The sequence below is a fragment of the Streptomyces sp. NPDC001513 genome, from assembly GCF_042894695.1.
GTDB lineage: Bacteria > Actinomycetota > Actinomycetes > Streptomycetales > Streptomycetaceae > Streptomyces.
This window is the reverse complement of record NZ_JBIAVU010000003.1, coordinates 497,548-508,848: the sequence shown is the minus strand read 5'-3', so window position 1 is coordinate 508,848 and position 11,301 is coordinate 497,548. Positions and strand designations below refer to the sequence as shown.

11 protein-coding genes are annotated in these 11,301 nt (G+C 72.9%); 1 reads left to right on the top strand and 10 read right to left on the bottom strand.

The annotated features are described in order from the left end of the window. Window positions 1-75 precede the first annotated feature (75 nt). Window positions 76-1,302, top strand: a complete 1,227-nt coding sequence (locus tag ACFYZ4_RS08875) for a CapA family protein (protein ID WP_390783416.1) — start codon at window positions 76-78, stop codon at window positions 1,300-1,302. A 71-nt stretch (window positions 1,303-1,373) separates the two neighbouring features. Here the strand turns inward: ACFYZ4_RS08875 and ACFYZ4_RS08870 are convergent, their stop codons facing one another. The 10 genes from ACFYZ4_RS08870 to ACFYZ4_RS08825 form a co-directional block, all read right to left on the bottom strand. Then, window positions 1,374-2,315: an SCO1860 family LAETG-anchored protein gene (locus ACFYZ4_RS08870; RefSeq protein ID WP_384341263.1), complete on the bottom strand. Its 942-nt coding sequence runs from the start codon at window positions 2,313-2,315 to the stop codon at window positions 1,374-1,376. A 283-nt stretch (window positions 2,316-2,598) separates the two neighbouring features. Then, a complete protein-coding gene (locus ACFYZ4_RS08865) occupies window positions 2,599-3,684 on the bottom strand; it encodes an amidohydrolase family protein (protein ID WP_351291318.1) in 1,086 nt (361 codons plus the stop codon). Window positions 3,685-3,726: 42 nt separating this feature from the next. Continuing rightward, window positions 3,727-4,788 (bottom strand): aminotransferase class V-fold PLP-dependent enzyme, encoded by a 1,062-nt coding sequence (locus tag ACFYZ4_RS08860; protein WP_390783415.1) that lies wholly within the window; start codon window positions 4,786-4,788, stop codon window positions 3,727-3,729. A gap of 70 nt (window positions 4,789-4,858) precedes the next feature. Continuing rightward, window positions 4,859-5,566, bottom strand: a complete 708-nt coding sequence (locus ACFYZ4_RS08855; RefSeq protein WP_390783414.1) for a DsbA family oxidoreductase — start codon at window positions 5,564-5,566, stop codon at window positions 4,859-4,861. Window positions 5,567-5,803: 237 nt separating this feature from the next. Then, window positions 5,804-6,010, bottom strand: coding sequence for an antitoxin (locus tag ACFYZ4_RS08850; RefSeq protein WP_351291324.1), 207 nt, complete (start codon window positions 6,008-6,010; stop codon window positions 5,804-5,806). A gap of 31 nt (window positions 6,011-6,041) precedes the next feature. Further along, complete coding sequence (locus ACFYZ4_RS08845; RefSeq protein WP_390783413.1) at window positions 6,042-6,593, bottom strand: GNAT family N-acetyltransferase; 552 nt, start codon at window positions 6,591-6,593, stop codon at window positions 6,042-6,044. 63 nt (window positions 6,594-6,656) lie between these two features. Next, the gene (locus ACFYZ4_RS08840; protein WP_390783412.1) at window positions 6,657-8,105 is read right to left on the bottom strand and encodes a peptidoglycan D,D-transpeptidase FtsI family protein; all 1,449 of its coding nucleotides are present in this window, start codon (window positions 8,103-8,105) and stop codon (window positions 6,657-6,659) included. A 62-nt stretch (window positions 8,106-8,167) separates the two neighbouring features. Next, complete coding sequence (locus ACFYZ4_RS08835; RefSeq protein ID WP_390783411.1) at window positions 8,168-8,893, bottom strand: response regulator; 726 nt, start codon at window positions 8,891-8,893, stop codon at window positions 8,168-8,170. Further along, a complete protein-coding gene (locus ACFYZ4_RS08830; protein WP_390783410.1) occupies window positions 8,890-10,221 on the bottom strand; it encodes a sensor histidine kinase in 1,332 nt (443 codons plus the stop codon). The genes ACFYZ4_RS08835 and ACFYZ4_RS08830 overlap by 4 nt, the downstream gene beginning before the upstream one ends. Continuing rightward, window positions 10,221-11,120 carry a hypothetical protein gene (locus ACFYZ4_RS08825; protein ID WP_390783409.1) on the bottom strand — a complete coding sequence of 300 codons (900 nt, stop codon included), beginning with the start codon at window positions 11,118-11,120 and terminating at the stop codon, window positions 10,221-10,223. The genes ACFYZ4_RS08830 and ACFYZ4_RS08825 overlap by 1 nt, the downstream gene beginning before the upstream one ends. Window positions 11,121-11,301: the final 181 nt, after the last annotated feature.

Sequence of the window (11,301 nt, the reverse complement as noted above, 5' to 3'; positions counted from 1 at the left end):
GCCCGTGGGCCGGGTCACCGGGCCAGGGGGGCCTGTCGCGCCTACGATGGCGGGAAGCGAGGACGGGGGCGGTTCATGAAGGTGGCGGGGCGGATAGGGGTCGGCCTGGCGGGGCTGGTGGTGATCGGCGGCGGCGTTCTCGCCGCGCCTCGGCTCCTCGACGACGACAGCGGCAGCAGGGCGACGGCTTCGGAGCAGCGGCTCGGGGGCGAGCCCGTCCCGGAGCCGAGCGCCGCACGGCCGACGCACGCGCCCTTCACCCTGGTGGCGACCGGCGACATCATCCCGTACCCGTCGATCGTCCAGCGGTCGGCGGACGACGCGGACGAGGCCGGGGAATACGACTTCCGGAAGATACTCGCCGGGGTCAAACCCCTGGTGTCCGCCGCCGACCTGGCGATATGCCACCACGAGATACCGTACGGGCGCCCCGGCGGCCCCTATACGGGCTATCCCACCTTCAAGGCCCCGCACCAGCTGGCGGACGCCCTCAAGGACGCCGGGTACGACGGCTGTTCCACCGCCTCGAACCACACCCTGGACGACGGCTACGAGGGTCTCGCCCGCACCCTGGAACACCTCGACCGGGTCGGCATCCCGCACGTCGGCTCGGCCCGCAGCGCGGAGGAGGCCAAGGCCCCGGCCCGGCTCACGGCCGGCGGCGCGCAGGTCGCCCAGCTCTCGTACACGTACGGCACGAACGGCATCCCGCTCCCCCAGGACAAGCCGTGGGCCGTGAACCTGATCGACAAGGACCGGATCATCGCCGATGCCCGCGCCGCCCGGGCCGGCGGCGCGAACGTGGTGGTGCTCAGCGTCCACTGGGGCACCGAGTGGCAGACGGCGCCGGACGAGCAGCAGAAGGAACTGGCGCAGGCGCTGACCGCCTCCCGCTCGGCCGACGGCCTCCCCGACATCGATCTGATCATCGGCACGCACAACCACGTGCCGCAGCCCTACGAGAAGATCAACGGCACCTGGGTGGTCTTCGGCATGGGCGACCAGGTCGCCAGCTTCGTACCGGCCGACAAACTGCGCGGCAACCAGTCCTCGGTGCCCCGGTTCACCTTCGCCCCGGCGGCGGCCCACCCCGGCCGCTGGGAGGTGGTGAAGGCCGAATACCTCACGCAGTACTCGGACATGGGGCCGCCGTTCCGTGTCGTCTGCGCCTCCTGCGCGGCCTCGGACACCTCCCTGCCCGCCGCGAAGCGGAGCGAGTACGCCCGGATCGACCAGCAGGTCACCGAGGCCGTGATGTCACGCGGCGCGGGCGGGCAGGGACTGGAGCACGCCACCCGCTGAGCACTCCCCTCCGTGCGCTCCTCGGGCGGCGGCCGGGGGCCGAACGGCCCGTATGGGTCCGGCCGGCGGTCCTACGAGGCCCTGCCCCGACGGGTCACCAGGAGCGCGACCCCGCCGATGCCGAGCAGGAACAGCGCCCCGCCCGCGACGTAGGGGGTCAGTGAACCGCCGCCGGTCTCGGCCAGGTTGGCGTCAGTGGTGCCCCCCGAGGCGATGCCGGAGCCGGTCCCGGTGCCCGTCCCGGCCTGGGGCTTGACGTCCGGGTCCACCGGCGGGGCCGACGAGGGCGCCGGGCCCGCCGGGGTCTCGCAGTGCGCCTCGGCGAGCACGATCTCGCCGTCCACCTGCGCCACGTTCAGGTTCAGCGGGTTCACCGAGACCTTCAGGCGCAGCGCGGCCGCGGCGGCCGTGGTGGAGGTGGTCTGCGTACCGGACAGCTCCAGGTTGACCACGCCCACGCCCGGGACCTCCAGCTTGGTGGGGCCGCCCGCCGACAGGGTGACCTTCTTGCCGAGCGCGGTCACCTTCCCGAGGACGTTCGCGCTGGCCACCGGCTTCTTGCCCGCCTCGCAGACGGCCTTGGAGGTGACCTTCTCCACCTCGACGAGGGAGAGCAGGGGCAGCCCGGGCACGTGCACCGAGGCCTTGGCGAGGTTCGCCTCCGCCTCCGCCCGGTTCTTGTCCGCGGTCGCCTTGGAGGTGGCCACGTCGGCGCGCAGGACGCTGACCGGCTTGTTGCCCTCGACCCCGTCGAGGGTGACCGTCAGCGCCGTCTTCTCGGCCGTCGCGGGGGCGCTGACCTCGTTGAGGGTCGCCTTCAGCGGAACGTGCGCGGTCTTGTTGAGCAGGCCCACGTCCAGTCCCGCGCGCAGGACGACGGCGCCGGCCTTGCCCTCGCCGCCCGCCCCGGCTCCACCGCCTCCCGTGGCGAGGGCGGGCGGGGCGGTGAGGAGGGCCACCGCTCCCGTGGCGAGCAGGACGGCCGCGGGCATGCGGAAGGTGTTGCTGTTCAAGATGGTGGAACCCCCGGGGAGATGGGTGCCGTCGCGCCGCCAATGGGGGACATTGCGCGCGCCGACGGCCTCGACCCCGGAATCTTTACGCACTGTGAGTGAACGGGCGGCAACCTGACGTGAGTTCACCCCAAAGGGTGGTTTCCACGCATGTATTCGATTTGTGGCGCCTCAGAAGGAACGCGAGTTCCCTCCCTTCACAGTCGGTCGGCCCGCGCGGCCGTCTTCAACGACCGACGGGCCTCGGATGTCACGCGCCGTCAACAGGACGCCGACGCGCGGGTCAGGCCCTGACCTTGCCGTTCACGACGACCCGCAGCGGCTGCGCCAGCGCCCGTACGTCGGCCCGCGGGTCGGCGCCGTAGACCACGAGGTCCGCCGGCGCCCCCTCCGTGAGACCGGGCCTGCCGAGCCACTCGCGCGCCGCCCAGGCCGTCGCCGAGAGGGCTTCCAGCGGCGGGATCCCGGCCTTCACCAGCTCCTCCACCTCCGCCGCGACCAGGCCGTGCGGCAGGGAACCGCCGGCGTCGGTGCCGACGTAGACCGGGATGCCCGCGTCGTAGGCGGCCCGTACGGTGTCGTACCGGCGCTCGTGGAGCCGCCGCATGTGCGCCGACCAGCGCGGGAACTTCGCCTCGCCGCCCGCCGCCATCTTCGGGAACGTCGCGATGTTCACGAGGGTCGGGACGATCGCGACCCCGCGCTCCGCGAACAGCGGGATGGTGTCCTCGGTGAGGCCGGTGGCGTGCTCGATGCAGTCGATGCCCGCCTCGACCAGGTCGCGCAGCGAATCCTCCGCGAAGCAGTGCGCGGTGACGCGGGCGCCCAGCCGGTGCGCCTCGGCGATGGCCGCCTCGACCTCGGCGCGCGGCCAGCAGGCGGCCAGGTCCCCGGCGTCGCGGTCGATCCAGTCGCCGACCAGCTTCACCCAGCCGTCGCCGCGCCTCGCCTCGCGGCCGACGTACTCGACCAGGTCGGCCGGCTCGATCTCGTGTGCGTAGTTGCGGATGTAGCGGCGGGTGCGCGCGATGTGCCGGCCGGCCCGGATGATCTTCGGCAGGTCCTCGCGGTCGTCGATCCAGCGGGTGTCGGAGGGCGATCCGGCGTCGCGGATGAGGAGGGTGCCGGCGTCGCGGTCGGTGAGGGCCTGGCGCTCGGCGGTCGCGGCGTCGACCGGGCCGTGCGAGTCCAGTCCCACGTGACAGTGCGCGTCGACGAGCCCCGGCAGTGCCCAGCCGGTCACCGTGGTGACCTCGCGGGCCCCGGGCGGGCGCTCGTACGAGACCCGCCCGCCGACCACCCAGAGCTCGTCGCGGACCTCGTCGGGCCCGACCAGCACCCGCCCCTTCACGTGCAGCACATCGCTCATGGCGGCACTGTACGTGCGCCCCGTCCGTGCGCGCCGTCCGCCTCAGGGCGCGGAGAGGACGTCCAGCAGCCGGTCCACGTCCGCCTCCGTGCTGTAGAGGTGGAACGAGGCCCGCAGGGATCCGGCGCGGGCCGAGGTGGCGATGCCGGCCGCCTGCAGGCCGGGCTGCCGGTCCGCGAGCCCCGGCACCGAGACGATGGCGGCCGCGCCGGGCACGGGTTCGTGGCCGAGGCGGGCGAGGCCGGCCCGGTACCTCGCGGCGAGGGCGGTGTCGTGGGCGTGGATGGCCTCGATGCCGATCCGCTCGATCAGGGCGAGCGAGGCCGCCGACGCGTGGTAGGCGAGGAAGGCCGGGGACTCGTCGTACCGGCGCGCCCCGTGGGCCAGTTCCGAGACGGGCCCGTAGGTGGAGTCCCACATGGACTCGGCCGCCACCCAGCCGGCGTGCAGCGGGGTCAGGGTGCGCTGGGCCTCCTGCGACACGGTCATGAACGAGGCCCCGCGGACGGCGAGCAGCCATTTGAAGCCGACGGCGACCGTGTAGTCGTAGGGCGAGGCGTCGAAGGGCAGCCAGCCCACCGCCTGGGACGCGTCCACGAGCATCCGGGCCCCGTACGCCGCCGTCGCCGCGCGCACCGCGGCCAGGTCGGCCGTCCGCCCGTCCGCGGACTGTACGGCGCTCAGCGAGACCAGGGCGGTGTCCGGGCCGACGGCCTCGGCGAGGGACTCCAGCGGCGCGAAGCGGACCTTGAGGTCGCTCCGCACCACGAAGGGGTTGATCACCGAGGCGAAGTCGCCCTCCGGGCAAAGGACTTCGGCGCCGGGCGGGAGGGAGGCCGCGATCAGGCCGACGTGGGTGGACACGGCCGAGCCGACGGCCACCCGCTCGGCGTCCACCCCGACCAGGCGGGCGAAGGCCTCCCGGGAGCGGTTGACGCGGTCGAAGTCACCGAAGCCGGCGGGGACGCCGGCCCCTGCCGCCTCGGCCAGCTCACGTACGGCTGCGACGGCGGAACGCGGGAGGACCCCGCAGTTGGCGGTGTTGAGGTAGGCGGTGGAGTGGGCGAACTCGGCACGGGTCGCTTCCGCGAGCGAAAGATCCATGCCGTCAACTCTGCGCCAGGGACGACCCAAAGTCCATTGCCGAGTTACCTGCGCCCACTCCAAGTCATCCTTATGCCTGCGGGACGGCGCAGGACCCGTCGGGCTCGCACGCCTCGGCCGCGGCGGCCGGCTCCTCGATCTCCCGCCCGGCCCACGCCTGCTCCAGGGCCCGGGTGAACACCTCGGCCGGCTGCCCGCCGGAGATCCCGTAGCGGCGGTCGAGGACGAAGAACGGAACGGCGTTCGCGCCCAGCTCGGCGGCCTCGCGCTCGTCGGCCCGGACCTCGGCGGCGTAGGCGGAGTCGTCGGCGAGCACGGCGCGGGCCTCGGCCTCCTCCAGCCCGGCCTCGACGGCGAGCACGACCAGCGTCTCGGGGTCGAAGACGGAGCGCTCCTCGGCGAAGTTGGCCCGGTAGGCGAGGTCGAGCAGCTCCTCCTGCCGGCCCCGGGCGGCGGCCAGGTGCAGCAGGCGGTGGACGTCGAAGGTGTTGCCGTGGTCGCGGCCCTCGGTCCGGTAGTCCAGCCCCTCGGCGCGGGCACTGGCGGCGACGTGCTCCTCCATGCCGCGGGCCTCGTCGAGGGTGCGTCCGTACTTCTTGGCGAGCATCTCCACGACGGGAGCGGTGACCCCCTTGGCGCTGCCCGGGTCGAGCTCGAAGGACCGGAACACGACCTCCACCTCGTCGTGGTGCGCGAACTCGGCCAGCCCCTTCGTGAAACGGGCCTTGCCGATGTAGCACCAGGGGCAGGCGATGTCGCTCCAGATCTCGACGCGCATGATCCTTCTTCTCTCCGGGTTCGGGTTCGGGGGACAAAACGGTTTCCCCTTCAACCACACCGGAGCCCGTCTCATTCCCCGGACACGGCGGAGAGCGGACGTACGGCAGCGGGCGCGCGGGCGGCGGGCGGCGGGCGGCGGGCGTACGGCAGCATCCGGTACGGGCAGCATGCGGGGACTGCACCGCCGTGTGAGCGGGCGCAGTCCCCGTGGGCATGCGGGTCAGGAGGCCTGTCGTCAGTGCTGGGGCGGCCGGGGGTCCCCGGGGGCGGGGGGCTCGTTGCCGCCGATCTGCTCGTTGAGCTTCTGCTGTGCCGTGTCGACCTGGCTCTGGTACTTGTTCCCGGTCTTCGAGTCGAAGGCGTCTCCGGCCTTCTCGACTCCTTGACGGGCCTGGTCAGGGTGTCCCTTGATCAGGTCTTTGAGCTTGTCGAGCATGGACATGGGGCGTCCTCTCTACGGAATGCCGGTCGCTTCAAGCTTCTCCGCGAAGGGCGCTGTCCGCACCCGGAGCGCCCGCGGGCTCCCCGGCCGGGTCCGCGGCGGGCGGGGGACCGATCCGGAGCCAGAGGGTGCGGTGGGTGCCCGCGTGGGAGGCGGACGGGTCCGGGCGCCAGCCGTGGGCGGCGTAGAAGGCCTGGGCGCGGAGGTTGTGCTCGTAGACCTCGAGGCGGACCCGGTGGACCCCGGCGCGGCGCCAGGCGTCGAGGCAGGCGGCGTGCAGGGCCGCCCCGGTGCCGCGGCGCCAGTGGACCGGGTCGACGTGGAGCTGGGTGAGGGTGGTCTCGCCGTGCTCCGTGCGGAAGGCGGCGACCCCGGTGAGCTCGCCGTCCTGTTCGGCGCAGAGCACCGCGCCCTCGGCGGGGTCCCGGGTGACGGCCCGGGACCAGCCCTCGCGCGTCCGCTGGAACTCGACGTCGCCCGCGTAGGCCTGCTCGGGGAGGTGGCCCCGGTAGTACGTGGCCCGGGCCCGGGTGTGCAGGGCGGCGATGGCATCGAGGTCTGCGGGCTCCGCGGCTCTGATCACGGGAAGGCAAACGCGCCGGAAACCCCGTCGGTTCCCGGCGCGTCGGCCCTGTCCGCGGCACGGCTACTTCTTCAGCCAGGCCTCCATCATCTTCTGGGCGATGGGGGCGGCCAGCTTGCCGCCGCCGATCTCGGAGCGGTCGGTGTCCGAGTTCTCGATCACCACGGCGACCGCGATCTGCTTGCCGCCCAGCTTGCCGTACGAGGTGAACCAGGCCAGCGGGGCGAGGCTGTTGTTGACACCGCGCTGGGCGGTGCCGGTCTTGCCGCCCACCTCGGCGCCCGTCACCTGGGCCGGCTTGCCGCCGCCCTCGGTGGCGACCGTGCGCATGGCGTCCCGGATCATCGACGCGGTCTTCTCGTTCATCACCTGCTGGGACTTCGGGTCCTTGAAGCTCTCCAGCACGTCGCCGTTGCCGTCGGTGACCTCGGAGACCATGTGCGGGGCGACGAGCTTGCCGCCGTTCTCGATCGCGGCCGTCACCATCGCCATCTGGAGCGGGGTGGCCTGTACGTCGAACTGGCCGATACCCGTCTGCGCGACCTGGTCGATCGACATCTTCTTCGTCGGGTACTTGCTCGACGGGTTGGTGCGGACCGGGGTGTCGATCTGCACGTTGAAACCGAGCTTCTCGGCCGTCGCGCGCATCTTGTCCTGGCCGAGCTTGGACGCGAGCTCGGCGAAGACGTTGTTGCAGGACAGCCGCAGGGCGGTGCGCACCGAGACGTTGTTGCAGGCCGCGGAGCCCGCCTCGCTGGGCAGCAGGGTGCGGGTGCCGGGGATCGTGTACGGGTCGGCGATGCCGGTCTGCTGGTCGAGGTTGGTGACGAGGCCGTTCTCGATGGCCGCGGCGAGGGTGACCAGCTTGAAGGTGGAACCGGGTGCCTGCGGCTTGCGCAGCGCCACGTTCTCCAGGGCCTTGCCCTTGTCGGCGGAGAGCTCGTCCCAGGCCTTCTGGTCGTTGGCGCCGGCGATGCTGCCCGGGTCGAAGGACGGGTTGTTGACCACGGCCAGGATCTCGCCGGTCTTCGGGTCCATGGCGACGGCAGCGCCCTGCTTGCCCTGGAGCGCGTCGTAGGCGGCCTTCTGCACGTCCTTGTCGATGGTGGTCAGGACGTTGCCGGGGGCGGCCCGCTTGTTGGTGAGCATGTCCATCACGGTCTTCAGCCGGTTGTCGGAACCGTTGAGGACGTTCTTGTAGATGCCCTCCAGCTGGGTGGTGCCGTAGGCCTGGGAGCTGTAGCCCGTGACGGGCGCGTAGAGGGGGCCGTCGACGTAGGTCCGCTTGTAGCCGAAGTCCTTGCCGCCCGTCTTCACCGAGCCGGTGATCGCCTCCCCGCCCACGATGATGTTGCCCAGCGGGTTCTCGTACTGCCCGATGAGGTTCCGGCGGTTGTGCTTGTCGTCTGCGAGGGCCTGGCCTTGATATGCCTGCACCCAGGTGACGCGGACCAGCAGGGCCAGCACCAGAAGCAGACAGAAGACCGACGCACGCCTGATCGTCTTGTTCATCCCCCAGAAGGACGTCTCAGTGGCCCCAGCCGTTCCGCTCTGCCCCGATTGTGGCGGGCTTCTCAGCTTTTCTTCATGATGAAGCCCCCCTCGTAGGCCGCGATGACCGCCTGGGTGCGGTCGCGGGAGCCGGTCTTGGTGAGGACCGACGCGACGTGCGTCTTGACCGTCTGCGGTCCGACGCCGAGGCGCTCGCTCATCTCGTGGTTGGACAGCCCGGTGGCCATCAGGCGCAGTACGTCGGCCTCGCGGTCGGTGAGCCGGGCCACCCAGGGGGCGGTGGCGGGCGGGGCGCCGCCGGCCGTGTGGGCGGCCGCGAGGGAGCGCACCGCGGCCGGGAAGAGCAGCGAGTCGCCGCGGGCGACGAGCCGGACCGCGCCGATCAGCTCGTCCGGGTCAGCCCGCTTGAGGAGGAAGCCCGCGGCTCCCGCGCGCAGCGCGTCATAGACGTGGGCGTCGTTCTCGAAGGTGGTGACGACCACGATCCGGGGCGGCTCGGCCATGGTGGCGAGGATCTGCTCGGTGGCCCGGATCCCGTCTATCTCGGGCATCCGGACGTCCATCAGCACCACGTCCGGGGCCAGCGAGCGGACCAGCGGGACCGCTTCGGCGCCGGTGGCGGCCTCGCCGACGACCTGCAGGTCGGGCTCGGCCTCCAGGATGACCCGCAACGCGGTGCGGACCATCCGCTCGTCGTCACAGAGCACGATGCGCAGCCGCGGACGGCCCGCCGGAGCCGCCGGAGCCGCCGAGGCCGACACCGGCGCCGGCGGGGTCGGCGCGTTCATCGGCCGCCTCCGGCGAGCGGGAGGACGGCCCGCAGCCGCCACCGGTCCTCGTACGGTCCGGCCTCGACGCTGCCGCCGAGCAGTGCGGCCCGTTCCGCGGAGCCGCGCAGTCCACGGCCCCCGGTGGTACGGGGTTCCCGTTCGCCGGGGGCGGCGGGCGCGTTGGTCATGGTGATCTCCAGTTCACGCTGTCCGTCTTCGCGATGCCCGTTTTCGCGATGTCCGTTTTCACGGTGTCCGTTCTCGTGGCCGGCCCGTACCCGGATCCGCAGGTCCACCGGGCCGGTGCCGTGGCGGAGGGCGTTGCTGAGGCCCTCCTGGACGATCCGGTACGCCTCGCGGGAGGCGATGGCCGGAAGCCCCGCCCAGTCCCCGCCGGGGCCGGGATCCTGGTGTGCGGTGATGGTGGCGCCGGCCGCCCGGGTCCGGGCCAGCAACCCGTCGAGGTCGACGGCCAGGGTCGGCGCGGGCGCGGCGTCCGGCCGGGCCGGGTCCCCGTCCCGCAGCAGGCCCAGTACGGCGTCCAGCTCGCCCACCGTCCGCCGGGTGGTGTCCTCGATCGCGGCCAGCGCCTCCCGTACGAAGCCGGGGTCGCGCTCCAGCATCCGCCGGGCGGCGACCGCCTGGAGGGTGACGGCGCTCAGCGCGTGCCCGACCGCGTCGTGCAGCTCCCGGGCCAGCCGGTTGCGCACCGCCAGGTCGGCCGCCCGCTCCTCGGCCGCGGCCAGCCGGTCCGCCGCCGTCGGCCCGAGCAGTACGGGCGCCATCCGGGCCACCAGCGCCCCGGCCCCCGCGGCGCACAGGACGAGCCCGCCCAGCAGGCCGATCCCGAACAGGGGGGCCACGTACGGATCGGCCTCGGTGCCGAACCAGCCCATTCCGAGCTCGGCCTTCCGCAGTCCGCTCACGAACGGCAGCGTGATCAGCACCACCGCCATGGGCGGCACCGCGAGCGTCATCCCGCTGATCAGCGCCCCGAGCCCGAGGCGCAGGGTCCACCACGCCGAGGTCCGCCCCCGCGCGGCCCAGGACCGCGCCGGCCCTTCGGCCAACCGCTCCCCCGGCACCCCGCACATGGCCCGGACGGCCGCCACGGACAGCGGCCGGACCAGCCCGAAGACGGCGGTCACCGCGACCAGCGGCAGGGCCGCCGCATAGGCCGCGAGCGTCAACGGGAGGGAACTGAGGGCATTGACCCCGCCGGCCGCCGTGCCCACCCCCACCTGGGTGAGCAGGAAGTACGGCATCAGCAGCGCCCCGCCGAGGATCTGGTGCACCCAGCGCAGCCGGGCCCGGGCCCCCAGCAGCCGGCTCAGGCCGTCGCGCATCAGCTCTCGCGTCGGGATATGAGGAACCGGGTGAGGACGGCGGTGGCGAGCGATCCCGTGACCATCTGCCCAGCGTAGATCAACTGAACGGCGGTGGACGGTCCTTCACCATGGCCCAGCTGCGGCCCCAGCGAGGCGTTCAGCATCCAGGCCCCCCACGCCAGGGTCGCGGCGGCACCGACCCAGGCGAGTCCGAGCGGCCACCGTGCCCGAAGTGCCCCGCCGCGGGCAAGGAGCAGCGCTCCCGCTCCCGCGGCGAGCGCGCACACGGCGTGGGCCACGGACCCGACGGCGCTCTCCGCAGAATGCGCCTCGACCTGCTCGGCGCTCAGCCCGGCGGTACCGCCGAAGGCCCAGTAGAGGAACATCACGCCCAGAACCAGGGCGCCCGAGGCCGCGGCTGCCGCCACCACCCCCGTGGGCGACGGCAGCCGCTCTCCCATCGCGCCCTGCCACCGCCGGCCCCAGCGCCGGCGCGCATAGGGCACGAACAGCGCGGCCAAGGCGAGTCCTTGGACGGTGAATCCCGTGTACACGACGATGAAGACCCAGGAGTCCAGGAAGGGCTCCCGTGCGGCGGCCGCCTCCGGGCCGTCCCCGAAGCCCAGTGTCCGTACGAGCAGCTGACCCGGGAACCCGAGGAGGATCGGGGTCAGCAGGCCCGTGGCGGTGAACACCGGAACGGTCAGCATCCAGGCGGGCGTTCTCAGCCCCCAGGGTCTGGTGAGCACCAGGACGAGGAGGATCACGCACGCGTCCATGGCCAGCGTGACGGCATTGGCCACCGTGAGGAACGGGCCGGCCTCCAGCAGCACGCTGCCGTCCGGTATCCCGATCCGGCTGCCGGACAACCAGGCGACCTTGAGCGCCAGATACGGCACCGTGGCCACCAGGGCCACCGCCGTGAGGATCGGCCTCCCAGACCCGGGAGCAGTTGCGGGTGCAGGGGCGGAGGACTGCGGTGCGTGGTTCTTGTGAACGGCTCGTGTGGTCATGCCCCAACGGTCCCGTGCGCGGCCGCCCGCCACCTCCCCCTCAATGGGGAACCGCCTCCCCCACGCGGGGGAGGAACAGCCGGCC

Coding starts and splice junctions, on each gene's coding strand:
- ACFYZ4_RS08865 (WP_351291318.1), bottom strand. CDS start 3,684: ATGAGCGATGTGCTGCACGTGAAGGGGCGGGTGCTGGTCGGGCCCGAC.
- ACFYZ4_RS08860 (WP_390783415.1), bottom strand. CDS start 4,788: ATGGATCTTTCGCTCGCGGAAGCGACCCGTGCCGAGTTCGCCCACTCC.
- ACFYZ4_RS08835 (WP_390783411.1), bottom strand. CDS start 8,893: ATGAACGCGCCGACCCCGCCGGCGCCGGTGTCGGCCTCGGCGGCTCCG.
- ACFYZ4_RS08855 (WP_390783414.1), bottom strand. CDS start 5,566: ATGCGCGTCGAGATCTGGAGCGACATCGCCTGCCCCTGGTGCTACATC.
- ACFYZ4_RS08850 (WP_351291324.1), bottom strand. CDS start 6,010: ATGTCCATGCTCGACAAGCTCAAAGACCTGATCAAGGGACACCCTGAC.
- ACFYZ4_RS08840 (WP_390783412.1), bottom strand. CDS start 8,105: ATGAACAAGACGATCAGGCGTGCGTCGGTCTTCTGTCTGCTTCTGGTG.
- ACFYZ4_RS08830 (WP_390783410.1), bottom strand. CDS start 10,221: ATGCGCGACGGCCTGAGCCGGCTGCTGGGGGCCCGGGCCCGGCTGCGC.
- ACFYZ4_RS08875 (WP_390783416.1), top strand. CDS start 76: ATGAAGGTGGCGGGGCGGATAGGGGTCGGCCTGGCGGGGCTGGTGGTG.